At 44.0% G+C, this 19,614-nt stretch carries 20 protein-coding genes; 9 read left to right on the top strand and 11 right to left on the bottom strand.

Translation table 11 applies throughout. The annotated features are described in order from the left end of the window. Positions 1 to 83: 83 nt before the first annotated feature. The 5 genes from ACOV1R_RS08495 to ACOV1R_RS08475 all read right to left on the bottom strand — a co-directional run bounded on the left by ACOV1R_RS08495 (position 84) and on the right by ACOV1R_RS08475 (position 4,041). Complete coding sequence (locus ACOV1R_RS08495) at positions 84 to 692, bottom strand: hypothetical protein (RefSeq protein WP_003643156.1); 609 nt, start codon at positions 690 to 692, stop codon at positions 84 to 86. A gap of 129 nt (positions 693 to 821) precedes the next feature. Continuing rightward, positions 822 to 1,643, bottom strand: a complete 822-nt coding sequence (locus tag ACOV1R_RS08490; protein WP_003645254.1) for a Cof-type HAD-IIB family hydrolase — start codon at positions 1,641 to 1,643, stop codon at positions 822 to 824. Positions 1,644 to 2,056: 413 nt separating this feature from the next. Then, entirely contained in the window at positions 2,057 to 2,995 is a 939-nt protein-coding gene (locus tag ACOV1R_RS08485; protein ID WP_003643158.1) for an EamA family transporter, read from the bottom strand. A 15-nt stretch (positions 2,996 to 3,010) separates the two neighbouring features. Beyond that, positions 3,011 to 3,652: an NAD(P)-dependent oxidoreductase gene (locus tag ACOV1R_RS08480; RefSeq protein WP_003643159.1), complete on the bottom strand. Its 642-nt coding sequence runs from the start codon at positions 3,650 to 3,652 to the stop codon at positions 3,011 to 3,013. Then, complete coding sequence (locus tag ACOV1R_RS08475) at positions 3,649 to 4,041, bottom strand: MerR family transcriptional regulator (protein WP_003644245.1); 393 nt, start codon at positions 4,039 to 4,041, stop codon at positions 3,649 to 3,651. The genes ACOV1R_RS08480 and ACOV1R_RS08475 overlap by 4 nt, the downstream gene beginning before the upstream one ends. Positions 4,042 to 4,371: 330 nt before the next feature. Here ACOV1R_RS08475 and msrA point away from each other — a divergent pair, with 330 nt between their 5' ends. The 9 genes from msrA to ACOV1R_RS08430 all read left to right on the top strand — a co-directional run bounded on the left by msrA (position 4,372) and on the right by ACOV1R_RS08430 (position 13,642). Continuing rightward, positions 4,372 to 5,175 (top strand): peptide-methionine (S)-S-oxide reductase MsrA, encoded by an 804-nt coding sequence (gene msrA / locus ACOV1R_RS08470; RefSeq protein WP_003643161.1) that lies wholly within the window; start codon positions 4,372 to 4,374, stop codon positions 5,173 to 5,175. A 102-nt stretch (positions 5,176 to 5,277) separates the two neighbouring features. Further along, positions 5,278 to 5,493, top strand: coding sequence for a hypothetical protein (locus ACOV1R_RS08465; RefSeq protein ID WP_003644243.1), 216 nt, complete (start codon positions 5,278 to 5,280; stop codon positions 5,491 to 5,493). 245 nt (positions 5,494 to 5,738) lie between these two features. After that, the gene (locus ACOV1R_RS08460; RefSeq protein ID WP_003643163.1) at positions 5,739 to 6,725 is read left to right on the top strand and encodes a LytTR family transcriptional regulator DNA-binding domain-containing protein; all 987 of its coding nucleotides are present in this window, start codon (positions 5,739 to 5,741) and stop codon (positions 6,723 to 6,725) included. A gap of 150 nt (positions 6,726 to 6,875) precedes the next feature. Further along, positions 6,876 to 7,733 carry an ABC transporter ATP-binding protein gene (locus ACOV1R_RS08455; RefSeq protein ID WP_003643164.1) on the top strand — a complete coding sequence of 286 codons (858 nt, stop codon included), beginning with the start codon at positions 6,876 to 6,878 and terminating at the stop codon, positions 7,731 to 7,733. After that, positions 7,730 to 8,383 carry an ABC transporter permease gene (locus ACOV1R_RS08450; protein WP_225914145.1) on the top strand — a complete coding sequence of 218 codons (654 nt, stop codon included), beginning with the start codon at positions 7,730 to 7,732 and terminating at the stop codon, positions 8,381 to 8,383. The genes ACOV1R_RS08455 and ACOV1R_RS08450 overlap by 4 nt, the downstream gene beginning before the upstream one ends. Positions 8,384 to 8,488: 105 nt before the next feature. Next, positions 8,489 to 8,656 carry a hypothetical protein gene (locus ACOV1R_RS08445; protein WP_003643166.1) on the top strand — a complete coding sequence of 56 codons (168 nt, stop codon included), beginning with the start codon at positions 8,489 to 8,491 and terminating at the stop codon, positions 8,654 to 8,656. Between the two features lie 398 nt (positions 8,657 to 9,054). Beyond that, entirely contained in the window at positions 9,055 to 12,006 is a 2,952-nt protein-coding gene (locus ACOV1R_RS08440; protein ID WP_015380142.1) for a YhgE/Pip domain-containing protein, read from the top strand. Between the two features lie 503 nt (positions 12,007 to 12,509). Then, positions 12,510 to 12,890: a large-conductance mechanosensitive channel protein MscL gene (mscL, locus tag ACOV1R_RS08435; RefSeq protein WP_003643168.1), complete on the top strand. Its 381-nt coding sequence runs from the start codon at positions 12,510 to 12,512 to the stop codon at positions 12,888 to 12,890. A 104-nt stretch (positions 12,891 to 12,994) separates the two neighbouring features. After that, positions 12,995 to 13,642 carry a deoxynucleoside kinase gene (locus ACOV1R_RS08430; RefSeq protein ID WP_003643169.1) on the top strand — a complete coding sequence of 216 codons (648 nt, stop codon included), beginning with the start codon at positions 12,995 to 12,997 and terminating at the stop codon, positions 13,640 to 13,642. A 181-nt stretch (positions 13,643 to 13,823) separates the two neighbouring features. Here the strand turns inward: ACOV1R_RS08430 and ACOV1R_RS08425 are convergent, their stop codons facing one another. From ACOV1R_RS08425 to ACOV1R_RS08400, 6 genes are all read right to left on the bottom strand, one after another. Beyond that, positions 13,824 to 14,510, bottom strand: a complete 687-nt coding sequence (locus ACOV1R_RS08425; protein ID WP_011101356.1) for a glycerophosphodiester phosphodiesterase — start codon at positions 14,508 to 14,510, stop codon at positions 13,824 to 13,826. Between the two features lie 20 nt (positions 14,511 to 14,530). After that, positions 14,531 to 15,883 (bottom strand): ABC transporter substrate-binding protein, encoded by a 1,353-nt coding sequence (locus tag ACOV1R_RS08420; RefSeq protein ID WP_016511924.1) that lies wholly within the window; start codon positions 15,881 to 15,883, stop codon positions 14,531 to 14,533. After that, on the bottom strand, positions 15,880 to 16,722 hold the full coding sequence (locus ACOV1R_RS08415; RefSeq protein ID WP_015380139.1) for a carbohydrate ABC transporter permease: 843 nt from the start codon (positions 16,720 to 16,722) through the stop codon (positions 15,880 to 15,882). The genes ACOV1R_RS08420 and ACOV1R_RS08415 overlap by 4 nt, the downstream gene beginning before the upstream one ends. Beyond that, complete coding sequence (locus ACOV1R_RS08410; protein ID WP_011101355.1) at positions 16,722 to 17,687, bottom strand: carbohydrate ABC transporter permease; 966 nt, start codon at positions 17,685 to 17,687, stop codon at positions 16,722 to 16,724. Before ACOV1R_RS08410 ends, ACOV1R_RS08415 begins: the two co-directional genes overlap by 1 nt. After that, complete coding sequence (locus tag ACOV1R_RS08405) at positions 17,662 to 18,762, bottom strand: ABC transporter ATP-binding protein (RefSeq protein ID WP_054519056.1); 1,101 nt, start codon at positions 18,760 to 18,762, stop codon at positions 17,662 to 17,664. The genes ACOV1R_RS08410 and ACOV1R_RS08405 overlap by 26 nt, the downstream gene beginning before the upstream one ends. 341 nt (positions 18,763 to 19,103) lie before the next feature. Next, on the bottom strand, positions 19,104 to 19,610 hold the full coding sequence (locus tag ACOV1R_RS08400; RefSeq protein ID WP_003644234.1) for a universal stress protein: 507 nt from the start codon (positions 19,608 to 19,610) through the stop codon (positions 19,104 to 19,106). Positions 19,611 to 19,614: the final 4 nt, after the last annotated feature.

Genomic DNA, 19,614 nt, shown 5'->3' with positions numbered 1-19,614 from the left:
TTTATTGTCTTAAAAGACACACATGATCGACGGTATAAAAAAAGCGACCCCCGTTCATTAACGGTGCCGCTCACAGATCATTATTAGTGAAAATCACCCGGCATAAAACTCTCGATAACCGCGGTTGTATTAAAGGTTTCAAAACTATGGAAACTGGCTTCATCAATTTCAGCGTAGCGAATAGCAATTTGTGGGCGCTTTGCAAGATCGAACATATCAACGTAATTAAATTCAATATATTTCTTATGTTCACTATGAATAAAGCCAGCATAGCTGTCACCATGTTTTTTGATTCGACCAGATAGCTGAATCACTTGATCGTGGTGAAAAGCTTGCTTCAACAATGTTTTTAAGAGCGAATGTTTAGTCTTATTCTGCTTCTTCAGCAGCTTATTCATCAATCGTTCAGTGTTCCAAACATCATAATAGCCCCGTTGCTTAGCCAGCGCAATGATCGTCGCCATGCTCTTCAAATAATCAGTGTCACTAATTACGCGGGCTAACGATGCCTTACGAAAGACCACTAACCCATCTAGTTCACCATCGACATTAACGGCTTGGACCAGCACAAACTTCTCATCCTGCTGAATCACATAGCCAACACTAAATTGCTCATTGGTTCCCTTGGAATAGATTTCAACGAGGTTGGTATTCTTAATCGCTTTAGCTAAATCGTCGCGAATCGCACTCATGCGTGTTCCCCCATTCAGTAATTTGTAACAAATAATTTATTTCATACTACCACATTTTCAATTATCATGATACCACTTGTAAAAGTTGAACGCCAAATGGCAACTTTCATTTTCTAAATAAAATTTGTACTATAAAATAAACTTGTTAATAACCTCTGCTAACGCGTCATGGTTGTTATCAGCGACCGTCACGTACTTAGCTGCGGCCTTGACTGCATCGATACCATTGGCGACACTCACAGGCAATCCGACCGCCTTCAGCATGGGGAGATCATTGCTGTTATCGCCAGCTGCAATAATTTCATCCGCCGTAATTCCCAGTAGCTTTCCTAATTGAACCGCTGCGGTCCCCTTGTCAACGCCAGCCGGATTAAACTCAACGTAACGGTCGGACGAATAAGTGACGGCTAATTTGCTTGGATCAACAATAGCTTCAACGTCTGCGCGCATTTGCTTGCGGTCAGTCATCGTTGGCAAGGCCATAATAATCTTCATGACGTTCATCGTTTTGAATTGTTCAAAGTCCGGCGTCGTCATAGTTGTGAACGTCACGCCCCGGTTTTGTAGATAATCTGAATCACTTGGAACCGGATTGTAAATATATAACGTATCCTGCGTGTACACATGCGTCGCCGCCTGCTGATTCGCAATTCCCGCTTCAAACACCCCTTTAGCAACCTCATATGGCATGGCATTCACCGCCAATGGCCGATTATCCTTATTCTCTAAAATCAAACCACCATTATAAGAAATCGAATATTGATGTGGTTGGTCCCGCAACCCCATCGTCTCCAAATCGTTCTGAAACGAGGTATAACTACGACCAGAATTCGGCACAAAATAAACACCCTTAGCCGCCGCAGCTTGAATTGCCGCCGCATTCTTTTCTGACAACGTACCATTGTCATTCATCAGGGTCTCATCCAAGTCACAAACAATCATTTTATACATATTAAAGTTCCCTCTCATCCGCTTGACCATCTGAAACTTGGTCATTTTAGGTTTACTATTCCACTCTAGCGAAAGACGTGCGGAAATGCAACCGCTTTATTTTTGCGTTGAAATCTCAATGTTTATCCATACATACGCGCAGTTTTTAGCACAGCGTGCAATTATAGGTGCTACAGCCATTTGTGAAATTTAACTTAGTCGTTTGTTAAGACATTTCAAAAATGCGACCTGCTAAGAATCAATTTCTAAAACTGAAACAATCAATTACTGTGCTCAATGACCCAACTTTCAAAAAACAATAGCTTTATATGATTACGAAAAGGTAATCGCAGTACCGATGTTTTAATTGGCAGTATTTCTTCAATATGTTGTTAAAGCCAGTACTTTTGATATTATTGATTGCTTATCATTCCCTACTGATTAGGCATCGTACATTGACAGGGTTTGCTGGGAACAGGTGCCGTGATATGGTGAGGTAAATTCAGTATCATAATTGCACCCACAACCAATATAATACCAACCAAGGCCTGAGGAACCAAGATTTGGTGCAAGAATAACATGCCAAAAAGTACGGAACTTATTGGTTCAAATAGTCCAGTCATAGTTGCCAGAAATCCGTCTATTAGCTTTAAACTTTCTAAATAAAGATCATACGCAACAACGGTGGCTAGAATAACAATGATAAGAACCGCTAAAAGCTGCGTTTTTGAAAATCTAACTAAATTTGGTAACGGTGTGTGAATCAACGCTATCACACCGCCAATAACTAGTGCCCATCCCAAAATATCCACTGCGGCAATTTGGTTTAACAATGGAACAGGTAGTTTGGTGTATAAGATAACCCCGATAGCCGCAATCAGGCCAAAAATAATTGCTTCCGGTTTTATTAATCCGGTCTTAAATCCGGATTCAACAATAAGCCAGATTCCCATCAATGCGCTTATTAAGCTCATTCCTGCTAATAAACTGGGAAGTCTTTTCGCTTTCAGCGCGGTAAATACAAGCAGAATAAACGGACTAGTGGACTGAAAGACAGTTGCAACTGCTGCATTACTGTAATTAATCGCAGAAAAAAAGGCAATTTGTGCCGTGCACAAGCCGGCGATGCCGTATATCATAATTCGTGTTAAAATTCGCCAATGTGTCCAAATCTTTTTCGTGCTTTTTCTAGCCTGCTTGAAAAACAAGTTACGATATAGCAACAACATTGCCCCACCGATTAACAGCCGTAACAATACAATCTGTTGCGGAGTCAGAACTTGCTCACTTAACAAAGGCTGTGCTAGTATTCCACCTAGCCCAAATAAAGCGGCACTAATAATACCGCACAGAGTTCCAACTAAACGCTTCATACAAAAGTTTCTCCTCTATAATAGTTCACCATTAGAAATAGCAACACTTTGATTGTGGTAGTCATCATTAAATAAGGCATTGGCTGCTGCCCTAGCAAACGTATCTCGATTAATTGCAAATTCAGACTCCGGTATCGCTCTAAATTCAGGACCGTGCGTAATAATTTTTGTTTCGGGTCCATTCTGAATTAGTCCTGGTCTAAAGATTGTAAAGGGAATACCACTATTTGCAAATAACAACGGTTTGTCTAACTGATCATGGGTATACTGAGGATGTTGCGTGCGAACAGCCGATAAATAGGGTAAATTACCAGACAAATATTCACCGTAAATACCGCCTGCCGAAATATCGACTATTCGTTTAATTGTTGCCTGTGTTTCCTTAATTGCACGTAACAATAACTTAACGTACGGACCAGTGCTCAGCCCACCAACGGAATCATAAATATAATCGACATCCTCGAGTGCCGCTACATAATCAGTATATTTCGCTGCATCTCCCAGAAAAATAACATGTTCTCGTTTCTGATAGGCCGGGACCTTTTTGCGATTACGAACAAATAATTTTAAAGTCATTTCTGGATAATCACGTTCCATTAATTTAATGAAGGCCTGGGCAGTTGGCGAAGTTGCACCAATAACTAAAACTGTATTCATCGTTCATCGGACTCCTTTTCCATTTGCTGATATGTTTTAATAAACCCGTTCATGAATGCGACCTGTTTCTTAAGTTCAGCCTGTTTTTTCTCTAATTCTTTCAGATGATGTTCAACAATCGCTTGACGCTTTTCCGCTGTTGCTTGCTTGCCTTGAACAACTAAATCAGTTAGTTGACGAATATCCTTCAACGGCATTTCGGAATCAATAAAAATCTTCAAATTTTTCATCCAAATCAGATTCTTTTCCGTAAAAACACGATACCCATTCTCAGATCGTCTTAGATTAGGAATTAGGCCCAGGCGATCATAGTAATGGACCTGAGAGACACTCATCCCAACTAATACTGAAATCTCTTGGGTTGTATATTTGGCGACTTCATCATCCAATTTTAGTTCCTCCTTTTTTCGCATGCGATTCATTATAAACTATCAACCATACTTCATAGCAAGCTTTTCCAATCAAATTGGACTTGGGTGAATAATACCCACAATAATAGCCGCCATTTTTGACGTCGGCCAAACGGTGCTTATAACTAAGATGCAACTAACGATCACATCAATATCATCTGGTTGCATTTCTTGTTAGAGTAGCTTACGACAGGGTGATAGAAAACAAATCATAACATTATGTGCTACCAAAGCACCGTGCTAAAATCAAATCAGTCAAAATGCAAGTACGTGCTAATACTCGGCAAATAAGCCAGTTAAGGAGACACCATGAAAACAAAACCTGAAGCCTTAATGCGCGACTTATACAATTTAATCATCAACCCGGCGACGCGTGACTGGGAACGCCATTTACTAGTCCAGGCCAAGAATAATCGGCAACAGCTATCGCCGACTGGGCAACTAAAACAGCTTGAAGCTGATTTGCGACCATTAGCTATGCGGAATAACTTGACCCCGGATGTTATGGACTTTTATCTTGCCATCACTGGCAACGCACCCATGCCGACTAAAAACAATGTATCGGCTTACCCACCCCTTAGTTCGCCTTATGAAGAACGGGCAGTCTTTGCTGGTGGGTGCTTTTGGTGCATGGTTGAGCCCTTTGATCAGCGTCCCGGTATTAATAATGTGATTTCTGGTTATACCGGTGGTTCGTGGGCCCAACCGACCTATGAACAAGTTAGTGGTCAATATACGGGGCACGTTGAAGCCGTGGAAATCAGATACGATTCCCGTAAAATCTCGTATCAAAATCTTGTCGATATTTATTGGCAACTAATTGATCCGACCGACCGCTTTGGACAAATCAATGATCGCGGTAGCCAATACCGGCCAGTCATTTTTTATGCTAATCAACATCAATTGACCATTGCACAAGCATCCAAACAAGCGCTTGTGGACTCGCAACGTTATCAAAAACCAATTGTCGTGGCCATTGAGCCCTTACAGCAATTTTGGCCAGCAGAAAATTATCATCAGGATTTTTACCGCAAACAACCCCGGCGCTACCGACAACTGAAAAAAGCCCATGATCACTATCTAAATTGGTTGAAATTCAAAAACAAATTCTAGCTTGGCGGTTCAGTCACAACTTATGACTTTGCCTGCTTCTGGAATCAATTGGTCAAGCACTAATCGCTGTGCCATACTTAATTGTTATGGAGGCGCATAAACATGCGGCAAAAATCGCAATGGGCCCTAATCAGCTTGTGGCTGATTTTATTAGGAAGTTTCATCCACATGGGCTTAACAGTGATGCCAGTAATTGCTTATAATCACCCACAGAGACCGTTTGGTTGGCCATTTCTGATATTGCTATTATTATCAATTGACCAAGTGTTTTATGACCACTTGATCAATCTCGTTAGTCATTCAATCATCAAACATTAATTTTAAAAAACAGGATATTGACCCGCCATACGAATGCCGGCCGTCCATTGTCCTGTTTTTATTGCGGTATTTTGCATCATGTCAGCTGTCATTTTGACATAACGGTCTTAATCAGGACAAACCACAACTGCCTACTTCGATATGGTATATTGTTACTGTCTACATCAGATTTGCCAATTTGTTTGAGTGATATGGCCTTTTTCTAACCACCTCACTCAGACACTAAAAACAACGAGGTTCTCACCATGCAAACAATTCAGTTAAGCAACATCTTTAAACAACAAGCACACCAAACGATTTTAAAAGATTTCACACTCACCATTCCAGCGCAAAGTAACATCGGCATTCAGATGAGCCACGTTGAGGCAACGACCCTCTTTAACCTATTACGCCAAACGACACCCCAAACTAGTGGCGTGATGACTGGCCTCACTCCCGCACGTATCCAAGCCATCTTTCATGATGACGGCTTTTATCCGCAATTAACAGTCTCGACTTATTTGAAGACCTTTCAACACATCAGCACCTTTGAGACGGACCTGGATGACATTTTGCAGTATTTCGCACTCAAAGACGTCGCCCATACTAAGATCAAGCACTTATCCTTTGATCAACAACAACGTCTGGCCTTACTGCGGGCGTTCATCCTACAACCGGACTTGTTACTAATTGAAAGTCCCCTGACCAACTTGACCAACGCTGGCATTGAGCTGTACTTAGCAGCCTTAGCCTATACTCGCGAACACGGCGTCACCGTACTGCTGACCTCCTACTCATTAGAAGAACTTGTCCTAACCAGTACGACTATCTTCCGCTATCGACCAAACCAGGGCCTCGAGTTGACTGATTTGGCGACCGAAAGCAGTTCCGATTCCGCACACACTTCAGAAGATACACCTAGACCAATTTTTAAAATTGCAAGTAAGGTTGAAGATAAAACAGTCTTTTTCAGCCCCAACGAGATCGATTTTATTGAAAGTGTCAACGGGGTCAGTCAACTGAACGTCAGTGGCGAACAATTCACGTCATCGCAAACAATGAGCGAATTAGAACAACAATTGACGACGCTCGGCTTCTTCCGCTGTCATCGTTCTTACTTGGTTAATTTACAACAAATCGCGGAACTAATCAGTTACTCCCGAAATAGTTACACGTTAATCTTGAAAAACAAAAGTAAACTGCCCCTCTCTCGCGGTAAACTCACTGATTTAAAAGCTTTGATCAATTTTTAGGACACCATTCAGCCTAAATAATGCACCATTCGGCCCCAATATGCCCCATTACACCTTGATTTAATCACATTCGACGATTGTTCCAGTAAACTAGATTTTGTAGAAGCCACTACGCTTCCAAATCAAATTTAAAGGAGTCAGCGATCAACGATGACAATAAAAAATGCAATCGAAGTGATTAACATTGCCAAATCATTTCAAAATACGACCGCGCTGGACCAAGTTAGTTTTACCGTCCAACCAGGTGAAATTTTTGGCTTTTTAGGTCCCTCGGGATCGGGAAAAACAACCACCATTAAAATTCTAACCGGACAATTATTACCAACGAACGGTGAAGCCTACGTCCTGGGTCAGTCTGTCCAAGCATACGACGAACACCGCTATGAAAAAATCGGCATCGTCACGCATCAAAGTGGGCTTTACGACAAATTATCGGTATACCAAAACCTACTATTCTTCGCGAAAATGTTTGGTGTCCCGGTTGCACGTGTTGATAAGTTACTTGAACGAGTTGGTCTCAGTCAACATAAGAAAAAACTCGCTGGTAAGTTATCTCAAGGTATGCGTCAACGGCTAGTTCTGGCCCGAGCAATTCTTCACCAACCGCAAGTCTTGTTCCTCGATGAGCCAACCAGTGGTTTAGATCCCCGCACGACCCAAGCAATTCACGCACTGATTAGGGAATTACGCGACCAGGGTACAGCGATTCTGCTAACGACTCATGATATGCTGGAAGCCACTCGTCTCTGCAATCGTGTCGCCTTACTCAACGCTGGCCGCATCGCAGAATGTGCAGCCCCACAAGCATTGCAATTAAAATATAATCGCGACCAGCAGTATCGCGTCCACATTGCATCGGCAGCGCAAGATTTGTTACTCCCCGCATCTCCTGAGACGACCTATCAGATTAATCAGTGGATGCTTTCTGGGCAACTTGAGACGATTCACTCGTGCGAGCCGACCCTTGAAGATGTCTTTTTAACCGTAACTGGAAGGAGCCTAAAATGAGTTTATCAGTAACCAAAATAAAAGCCTTATTCGGTCTTAAATTAAGACTGATCATTTCAAATATGAGTCTAATGACTGCCCCAATCATGGCCATTTTGTACGTCGTTTTCATGAAGAGTATTATGCAAAGTAAAGCACCATCACACGTCGCCCTGATTTCCCTATTACTGGGAATGGGACTATGCTTTAATATCGTTATGGGTGGCATCATGATGACGAGTTATCCCTTAGCCGAAGAAAAAGAACACCATACGTTACGTGTCCTAATGACCTCTTCCATTACCGGGCCCGAATTTTTTATCGGTAGTTTATTGCCACCACTAGCTATTATGACTGTAACCAATTTGATACTGGTCCCCCTAAGCGGCGCCAGTTGGTCGCAAATTCACTTAGGAAACTTTTTATTGATTACTATTATCACTAGTTTAACGAGTCTCGTGCTCGGATACATTATTGGTCTGATTGCTAATAGTCAAACTCAAGCAGGCGTCTACAGTATTCCAATGATGCTGATTTTAAGCCTGATACCGAATTTCGAACAGTTCAATACCACCCTTAAATCCTTTAGCAGTTATCTGTATAGCAGCACGCTTAATCACTATATTACCGCCTCGTATACCACTGGTGGCTTTTCATGGACGCTTCCGTGAGGTACTGACGCAACTCGGATGGCTCGTGATTACCTGTGGCATCTTCTTCTATGCCTACCGTCGTCACGGCCTTGATAATGACTAAAATTTAGGAGGTTTTCAATCATGTCAACTTTAAAAATCGGAACGACCGTCAAGTTACCAAAACCATATTTGGGAATTGTGGGAACGATCATTGCCTACTACGCAGCTAAAGATCAATACTTAGTTCGGTTTGGTGTTAGCCAACAACTCTACTTCAAACCAGATGAACTAATTGTCTGGAAATCTTAACTGCTTATCTCATACCAAGCCCCTTACTTTGAAATATCATGGTAAGGGGCTTCTTTTCCACGTTCGGACAATCCCGCAGCCGAATCGACGTTGGCTATGTTATAGCAATTGCCGCTCAACCTAGAAGGTGTATGTAGGACGCACATTTACTGATGACCAGTAACCTAACTAACACATTTTTATCATAATTGATGACAGCTCAATTCATGCTATGTATACCCATAATATTTTTAAAATCATAACTTACCCTTAATTTTAAACCCCACTTGCACTCAAAATGGGGTTTAAACCCCACATGCTGTCTTGATGATGTGGTGCTATTTCTGAAACCTGTTATCCTCTTTAATGCACACACGGGGTTTCATACAAAATAGACAATTAAGGGAGCGCAAGTAAAGATGATTAAAGCAGAATGGGCGTATATGCGCAAACACAAACTAATGATTATCGTCATGGCAATCATTATGTTCATTCCATCAATTTATGCCGTGACATTTTTACGATCAATGTGGGATCCATACGGTCGGTTAAATAATTTACCTGTAGCCGTCGTCAATCATGATCAGCCAGTCACGTACCAAGGGAAGCATCTCAGTGTTGGGCGCAATTTAACAACGAATTTAAAAAAATCTAGCGCTTTGAAGTTTCAACAAGTCAACGCAAGTCAGGCACAAGCTGGCTTGAAAAATGGTCGCTATTATATGGTGCTCACGATTCCAACCAATTTTTCGCGCCACGCGACCACCTTACTCAATCACCAACCACAAGCCATGGTGCTACATTATGATACAAGTGCTGGTCATAACTTCGTCGCTAGCAAGATGGCCGATTCGGCGGTCACTTCGATTCGGTCATCCGTCGCCCAAACGATTACAACGAGCTATGCCAAAACGATGTTTGCCGCTATCAAACAACTTGACAGTGGCCTCAAAACAGCTGCTACTAATAATCAAAAGCTAGCCACCGGTGGTCAGCAGCTCCAAACTGCCAACCAAAAAATCGCCACCAACCTGGACACCCTCGCAACTAGTTCGCTGAAACTAAAACAAGGGAGTCAAACACTGACGGTCGGTTTAAACCAATATCTTAATGGCATTTCACAACTACAGGTGGGTAACCAAAAAGTGGTTGCCGGTCTAACACAACTGCTCGTCAAAAGTAATCAGTTAGTTGCTGGCATGGCTCAACTCAACACCGGGGTTCAAACTTTAAATCAAGGTGTTGATCAATACGTTGCTGGCGCCCAGCGAGTGAATACTGGGACTGTCAAAGTCAATACTGGTGCCCATCAGGTGGCCAGTGGCACGCAACAATTCAGTAGTGGTACCGCTCAACTGGCGACTGGTACGCAACAACTTAGTTCCGGTTTAAACGCTTATGCGGCCGGTGTCGGCAAGGTCAACACTGGTGCCAACAAGCTTAGTCAAGGTGCTAATCAACTACAAGCACAGACCGCTCAGTTAACGGCTAAAACGACGGCCCTAACGAGCGGCTCAAGTCAGCTAACTACTGGCATCCAGACACTAGGTCAGAACAGTCAGTCCCTCACCATCGACTTGCAAAAATTGCAGACGCAACTTAAGCAACCAACCAACAATCAAGCCACGATTAGCGCAACCGTGGCAGCGCTGAAAAAGCAGGCTGCTGGTACCGACTTATCGTCCGTTAAAACCGCGCTAAGTGCGCTGACATCGGCTATTAAAACTAGTGCGGCGCTTCACGACAATGTCGCCGCAACCGCTAACAGTCAAAATTTGACTGCGGCACAAAAATCAGCCATTTTGGCAACGGTTGATCAATCCGCTAACCGTGACGCCATCAACGCCGCCCTTGCGAGTTTAACCACGGCCATCGCCCAGTCGACGCAACCGGCTCTAGATACGACTGCTTTGACTAGGGCCCTCAGCGCCACGACTCAACAGCAGGCTGACCTTGTCACCACGGTCACCCAACTCACTACCGGTGCGCAATCACTGACAACCGGTATTCAATCTGCTGGTAACGCGGCTAACAAACTGAGTACTAGTCTAACCCAGCTGAACACGGTCCTACCTAATCTCACTAATGGCATTGGGGCCGTCACTACTGGTGCGACAAACTTGGCTAGCGGAACAACAACGCTCACAACTAATAGCCAGCAGCTCACCCAAGGCTTTAAAACACTGGATGCTAACACCAACTTGCTCAATCAGAGAAGTCACCAACTGGCTACGGGTGCGGGGCAAGTTGCCGCGGGTTCTCAACAGCTGACCGCGGGCACGCGTCAACTCAGCACCCAGGGCAACCAGCTAACACAAGGTGCCAGCCGCGTGGCTACGGGTCTTCAATCTGCACAGACCAACCTACCCAGCTTAACAACTGGCATCTCACAGTTAGTTACGGGCAGTCAACAAGTCACCACTGGCTTACATCGACTCGGCACAACGGGTATTGCACTCGCTAATGGCAGTCAGCAACTCACTAGTGGCAATGGGCAATTAGCCACCGGAGCTCAGCAACTAGCCGTGGGTGCTAACCAAGTTACAACCGCTGGTAATAAGATTCAAACTGGTAACCAAGCATTAGCGACCAAATTAGGAACGGCCGCAAGCAAGGGGAATCTCAATCCATCAAAACTGACGTATCAACAAGTTGCCAAACCCGTCACTACAACTCACCAGGACCGTGATGATGTACCAAACAACGGTACTGGTATGGCGCCGTATATGTTAAGTGTCTCGTTATTTGTCGGCGCGCTCGCCCTCAATATGATGTTTGATATGTATACCCCACGCAAACACCCGCAATCGGCACTGGATTGGTGGAGTAGCAAGGCCAGCATCATGCTCGTCTTTTCAATCATGGAAAGTACGATTATGCTCGGCTTGATGATGTTAATCAACGGACTCAGCCCGATTCATCCGTTTGCCACTTGGTTGTTACTCACGCTAACGGCGCTACTCTTCATGACGATCGTCGCTTGGCTTAACCTTGTCTTCGGCAAAGCTGGCGCCTTCTTCAGTATGGTACTACTAGTCTTACAGCTCGGTGGTTCAGCCGGAACGTATCCAATTCAGCTGTCAGGTCACTTTTTCCAAACAATCCACCCGTGGTTACCAATGAGTTACAGCGTCAACGGCTTGCGGCAGACCTTAATGACTGGTAATTCTGCTCTTCCTGAGATGGGCGTCTTAGCACTGATTCTAATGCTGTTTATTGCTCTGACCTGGTTGTTCTTTATCCGTCGTTACCCTCGGCTGGCTCAAATTGACTTTGAAGACCCCGTCGCCGTCAAAGCCACTCAGAGTAAGTTAGCCACGTTGGTTCGGCGAAAGGCTCAAGCTAAAGCATCTGACAATAAAACGAATTAGTTATTTGGATTTATGATCTCGAAACACTGCCAAAACGACTTTCTCTATATCAGAGAGAGTCGTTTTTAGCAGCTAACTAAGTTGACGACTTTACCCAAATGGTGCTGTTAATTCTGATTCGCTGGTCAACACCTTAACCTACTACCATATTATTAGTATTCGTGAAAATCCCTACTAATATTGAAACGACTTCCCCATTACTTGAGACTGCTTTTCACAGACTCATTTTGACCGGATGTCACACACGCTAAGTCATCTAGCTTGTCAGTCAACAGCCCAACTAACTAAAACCATTAACTAGTCTCAAATGCACCACAACAATCATTCAGAACAACATTAAGTCACTATCCAAACAAAACTAATCATGATACCACCTCAAATTAGTATGGGTATGCTTTAGTTAGGGACAAGCTTACGGTTAAATTAGATTGGTATATTGATTGAGTCAGCGTTTGATTTTGGCTATACTGTTAACAGTCAATTAATAAAGGAGTGCGAGTCGCATGATCAAAGAATTCAAGGAATTTATTGCCCGCGGTAACGTGATTGATTTGGCCGTTGGGGTTATTATCGGGTCCGCTTTTACGGCCATTGTTAAATCGTTGACAGACAACTTAATTAATCCACTGATTGGGATTTTCTTAGGCAAAGTTGATTTATCCAATCTAAAGTTCAGTATCGGTGATGCTACTTTTAAGTACGGGTCCTTTCTAAATGCCATCATTAATTTCTTCATCGTCGCCATCGTCGTTTTCATTCTGGTGAAAATTATTAATAAAGTGGTTAAAAATGAACCAGAAGAACCCGAGGAAGAAGAAGTCGATGTTTCCGCGCAATATCTAGAAGAAATTCGTGATTTATTAAAGGAACAGGCTAAAAAATAAGTGAAAATAGCTCCCAAGCAAATTTTTCATTAAAAGTCTATATGGTATTAAAACTTTTTTTGAGATACAATATATTGTGCAATTTTTTATAAAGAGGGGCTATCATGGTGATAATAACAGCAGGAATGATTGGAGTCGGCAAAACCACGTTAACGGGGTTAATTGCTGACCACCTTGGAACTAAGGCATTTTACGAACCGGTTGGCGACAACCCCGTATTGCCACTTTATTATTCGGATCCTAAGAATTACGGGTTCCTATTACAAATCTATTTCCTCAACAAACGTTTTGCAATGATCAAGAAGGCATTGGCCGACGATAACAACGTCCTCGACCGCTCCATCTATGAAGATGCCCTCTTCACCAAAGAAAACAACGCTGAAGGAAACATCTCTGACACTGAATTGAATGTTTACTTGCAACTACTAGACAATATGATGACCGAATTGACTGAACTGCCTAAGAAGGCACCAGACTTGATGGTCTACTCTGAAACTGACTTCGATACGATTCTTTACCGGATCAAGAAACGTGGTCGCGACTACGAACAGTTCGACCACAACCCTGAACTGGAATCTTATTACTATAAGATGTGGACCGCTTATCGGAAATGGTACGATGAATACGATGCTAGCCCTAAAATGAAGATTGATTTACAACAGTACGACTTGGAAAAACCTGCTAACCAACAAGCAGTGCTGGCTCAAATCGATTCTGAATTAGGCAAGATTCGCAATCCAACCACAGTTTAATTAATCATGCTAAAAGCGCCAGTCCCGATAATGGGGACTAGCGCTTTTATTGCGCACAATCTAGCGAGCAAACAATACAGAAACTTCTTAATGACTCGCGACCAGCTAACTAGGTAGCGCGGGTAGTGTCGCATTACCAAACGACAATCTTTGAATGCCGCACTAGCACAATTGCGCTCGATTACATGGCTGCCCGGACTTGTTGGGCTAACTCAAAGTTATTGGTAATCACCGCATTGACCGAGGCTGCGAACAATTGTTGCATTACGATTGGCTCATCCACTGTCCAAACCCGTTCAGCAACATGGTGTACAGGTTGATAGTGTTCAAGATGCACCCCTTCTAAGTGTTCGTGAGTCGCAAACTCATCCGGATTACCCAGACGCGCTGAAGTCAAAAAAGCATATTTCTGGCTGGCATCAATGGCGTAGGCCCGCTGTAAACTCTTCAGATTAAACGACGAAAAAACGACCGGATAAATTAAGTCAGTCTGCCGGACCATCCGTAGCACAATCCGCTCGATATCAAGATAATAGTGTCGATCAGTCTTCAACTCAAGGTTCAAGTGAACGGGCTCCCCACTCACTAAGTTTAAAAATTCTTGTAAGGATGGGACGGGCTCTCCATTTGCTAATTCAAATCTACGCAACTGTTCGAAGGTCAGATCCGCAATGGCCCCTTGCCCATTAGTAGTTCGATCGATTCGTTCGTCATGCATAATCACTGGTATTTGATCCTGGGTAAGATGGACGTCAAACTCTAAGCCATCGATATGATGACTGATGGCATACGCAAACCCAGCTAGCGAATTCTCAGGAAACTTAACGGGAACGCCCCGATGACCATAAATCAACGACATATTTGGCACAATTCTTCAACTCTTTCCAATTAATGACGACCGTTTGCACGGTTATTTGATTCTAACACTTTATTGTACGTATTTTCAGCCGTTTGCAACGATTGTCGAATATCTTGGCCTGCAAAAATCTGCTGCATCGCCGTTTGAATCGCCGTCCGTGCGGGAACCCAACCATCGACAAAGACACCTGAGTTCGTATTATTAGGCTTCGTTCGTAGCATCTGATTACCAGAAACTTCTAGGACCGGCGACTTCTTGAATAGTTTTTTCAGCGTTGGCTCGTCCTTAGCCCCCTTATTAACGGCTAAATAACCAGTCTTGGCTTGCCAATCGGCTTGCGTCTGTGCGCTAGCGAGAAACTTAGTGAATTCCCACGCGCCATCTTGGACCGCGCTTGGTTTATCGTTCGCAATCCAAAGTGCCGCCCCACCAACTGCGATTCCGTTGGCTCTCTGACCATTCGGCCGTGGGAAATATGTGACACCTAGATCATTTTTGAGCACTTGATACAACTGACCCGTGTTCGCGGACGATTGCATGAAGATACCCAAATGGCCTGCCAAGAAAGAAGCTGCTTCATTTGCAGCAGCATTACCACCCGAACCAAAGTTCATAAAGTCACCATAGTCAATATTTTCTTTAACCCACTTCATCGCATTGATAGCCGCGGGACTCGTAAAGTCGACCTTAGTCGCATTGCCAGTATGACCATTATCATGATTGGCAACGGGAACACCTGCGTTAGCGACCAGCTGCTCGAATAGCCACGAATAGGCCTCCATTGTCATTCCCTTGACTTTGCCGTGGGATTTGTCGTGGATGGCCTTAGCGACTCGCGTGATATCATCGTAAGTCGGATCCACTGGTGGCGGCGTAATCCCGTACTGACGCAAGACCCTCTTATTATAATAAAGCGCCGTTTGCGATGCATTAAACGGCATTGCTAGCAATTGATTGTCGCGCATCACGATCGCCTTGGCGCCCGGAATGATTTGATCAGCATCGTAATGGTCACGGTCAATAAATTTCTGCATCGGTGTCGTGAAACCACTGTGATACATCTGACTGGTGGAAATATCCATCGATTGAAATAGCGCTGGTGACGCGGCCGTCCCATGCGTATTCAAGATTTTTTGAATGACGCCATTATAGCCACCCTCAAACTCGGCTACAACTTCATACTTGGACTGTTGGTGATTAAACGCTTTAACGTAGGCGTCAATCGCTTGTTGACCAGGACCTTTCATCTCATGCCAAAACACCACTTTAATGCGACTACTATCCGCATGGACACGGGTCCGACTATAAGCGAACCCACCCACTACCAAGAGGACAACCATCATACCGGCTAGCCACTGCCACTTTCGCGTTATCTTCATCATTTCACCGAACCTTCATTCAATCCAGATTTAAAGTAGTGTTGCCCCCAGAAAAGGACAATCAATGTTGGAATCACCACGATGGCGGCACTCGCCTGAACGAGTCCCCAATTCGTAGCGGTTTCTTCCGAATGCAATTGCCGCAATCCATCTTGGACCGGACGTAGCCGATTTGAAAACGTGGTCAGCATTGGCCATAAATATTGGTTCCAGCTTCCTAAAAAGCTGTAAGCAGCTAGCGTCAATAAACTAATCCGTGAGTATGGTAAGGCAACGCGACAGTAAAATTGCCAGTGTGAGAGACCATCAACATCAGCGGCTTCCTTTAAGTCTCGCGGAATTTGCAGAAAGGCTTGACGTAACATGAAGATACCAAAGGCCGAAGTTAAGAACGGGATAACCATCACCGCATAGTGATTCAACAAGTGCATCGCACGGACCGTGTGAAAGTTCGGAATCACTTCAGCTTCAAATGGTAGCATCATAGTTGCCAAGACCAAGTAGAACAACGCATCCCGATACTTAAATTCTAAAAACACAAAGGCGTAGGCGGCAATTGATGCAAAAAACAGATGAGCAATCATCTGAATGATTGAAATCATTAAACTGTTAAATAAGTAGCGAAGAATGGGGGTTTTGGTAAACGCATCCTGATAGTTCTGCCAAGAAAGGGTTCCGCTCAGTGATCCTTTCGCAATAGTCGTCGTTGGTAAAAAGCTGGTCCACAACCCTAAAACAAACGGTAAAATAATGACTAACGTTAATGTAATTAATAACAAGTACCGGAATCCGATACCGATTCGATGTCGAATCAGGGCTTGAGTAGCCATCGTATTTTCCATTAGTAATGCACCCGCTTTGCTAAAAGTTTGAATTGGATTACCGTAATCGCTGCAATAATGATTGCTAGTATGATCGATTCCGTGCTAGCAAGCGCATAGTTACCATCAACGAAGGCATCCCGATAAATACGGTAAACTAATAAGTTGGTGGCGTTCGTAGGCCCACCCGCAGTCATCAAGTCAATCAATCCGAAACTCTTGAACGCTGAGATCAACGTAATCACCGCCGCAAAGAAGAGTGTGGGGGAAATCATCGGCAACGTGATATGGATGAACTGATAACGCCGACTGGTCCCCGCCACATCGGCCGCATCATATAAGGTTTTAGGCACGACTTGCAATGCCCCAAAAAAGATCAGAAAAGTAAATCCGAGGTGCATCCAAACACTCGTCATAATAATTGCCACCATGGCCCAGTGTGGCTCCGTTAACCAATTAATTGCCGGTAAGTGCATCCAGATGGCCACCTTATTCAACAAGCCCACGGATGGATTAAACATGAATAACCAGAAAATTGCGGAGACCGAGACAGACACTCCCATAGTCGAGGTAAACATAGTTCGAAATAGCTCGATACCCCGAACCCTTTGATTGGCAGCGGCCGCTAACAGTAACCCCCCAATTAACGTGAACACTGTCACACCCACGACATAGATTCCAGTGGCTTGCAGGCTAGCAAGATAACTCTTAGTCGTCAGCAAATTAAGGTAATTTTGCAAACCAACAAAGACGGTTGGTTCACCAAGACTATTAGTCAAGAAAAAGCTTAGATACAAGGTGCGTAACATTGGATAGAAAACAAAAACACTGAGGGCGAGTATTGAGGGCCCAAGAAATAGCCAAGCATAATATTTATCATTACGCTTTAATTCAAAACTGCCGGTCTGCACAGTTGCTTGGTCATGCGCATCTGGCGATTGTTTCGGCTTAAGGCGTCGCTTAATCGACGGAAACGAGTTGATCACTAGTAACACCCTCCTCTTCAGCAATCAGTTGTTCGTGCTCATCAAAAATGAAGATCTTACCATTAACGGTTACATTCACCCGTTGTTCAAGTGGTAATTGGACCTGACCAGATTGTGCAACTCGCAATGCCGTCCCGTTATCAGCCTGCACTTCGATAATCGTCATCTCGCCCAGTGTCTCGACATTCGTGACCTTGCCATTACCGCGCTCATCAGTAACTGGTACTACGTTTAGCTGATTAGGTCGGATACCAATCGTATAGCTCCCCGCGTTTAATGGTTGGTTAAGCGCAATCTGAAGGCCCTCCGCGACGTGTAAATTACGAGCGGTTTTCGTCACCACTGGCAGTAAATTAATCTGTGGCGTACCGAAGAATTCAGCGACGAAATGATTAGCAGGATGATTATAAATATCTAACGGTGTATCAATCTGCTGCACGTGACGCTCATTTAACACCATTACGTGATCGGCCATGGTCATCGCTTCAGTTTGGTCATGGGTGACATAAATCAATGTCAATCCGAGCTTACGTTGCAGTTCGCGAATTTCGGTCCGCATTCGCACGCGTAGTTGCGCATCAAGGTTTGATAACGGTTCGTCCATCAGGCAAACCTTAGCATCACTGGCAATCGCCCGAGCCAAAGCCACTCGTTGCCGTTGACCACCAGATAGTTCGCGCGGCTTGCGGTCACGATAAGCCGTCAAATTGACCATCTTCAACGCGGCATTGACCCGACGCTCGACTTCCGCGGCCGGCATTTTTCGTGCTTGTAAACCAAACGCAACGTTGGCAGCCACGTCCAAAAAAGGGTACAAGGCATAACTTTGAAAAACCATTGACAGCTTTCGATCTTTTGGTGGGACTGCATTCATGATCTGACCATTGATGGCCAGCTTTCCACTAGTAATTGGAATAATACCGGCAATCATCCGCAGCAGCGTACTTTTACCACAACCGGATGGCCCAACAATCACGAATAACTCCCCGTCTTGAATCTCAGCATTTACATCGTTTAAAACTGGCTGTTTCGCCTTATCATACGTCTTTGTGATGTTCTGCAAGGTAATTCCCATATTCATATCCCCTCGACCTTTTATTTGTAATTTATTAGATTACTCTTTAATCATGCCAGACCAACGTATCGGGAATGTTGGCATAATGTAAAAATAACGTATGGGTTATGTATTTTTTTCATAAACAGCGCCCCACCAACAAATTCGGAGTGAATAAAAAATAGTTGTTTCAAGAATTTGTACATTCTCGAAACAACTATTTAGTCTGTGTCCTACCAGTTAATCTGTCATGGATGATAACGGTCCACCGTGAGTCGGTTTTCTCTGTGTCCGATATCGAGCTTGAAAAAGCCGCTCAAATGTTTATCCGGACACACTATCGGATGTCCTAAAAATTTCAATTAAAGCCGACGAGTGGTATGCTTTGGCAGTTTGACTGGCTGTTGATCAGCATCTGTGCGCACCACCAACGTGTCACAGGTAGCATTGCGAATCACATAAGCAGCATTAGAGCCAATTAACACCCGTGCCACGTTGTTAAGACCTGTGGCCCCAACAACGATCAAGTCAGTGCCATAGCGGTCCGGTAAAGTCGTCGCTAACAATAACTTCGAATTACCTGAATGTAAGTGAACCCGCACATCGCTGACACCCGCGGCCATCGCTTGTTGGCGAGCCTTAGCGAGATTCGCTTTAAGACCGGCCGTCAATTCGTTCAATGCCTGCGGTGTCGTTGCGCCAAAACCCATCGGCCCTTGAGTCACACCAATAAATTTCTCAGTATTAATGACCGTCACAATATCCAAAGCGGCATTTTGCTCGACCGCGATCTTAATTGCTTTCGTTAAAGCTAATTGGGACTGAGGACTCGTATCGATGCCGACTAAAATGCGTTTAACCATCGTTATAACC

It is taken from the genome of Lactiplantibacillus sp. YT640 (assembly GCF_049745435.1).
GTDB lineage: Bacteria > Bacillota > Bacilli > Lactobacillales > Lactobacillaceae > Lactiplantibacillus > Lactiplantibacillus plantarum.
Note: the sequence above shows the minus strand (reverse complement) of the source record. Positions and strands in the feature narration are given on the sequence as shown.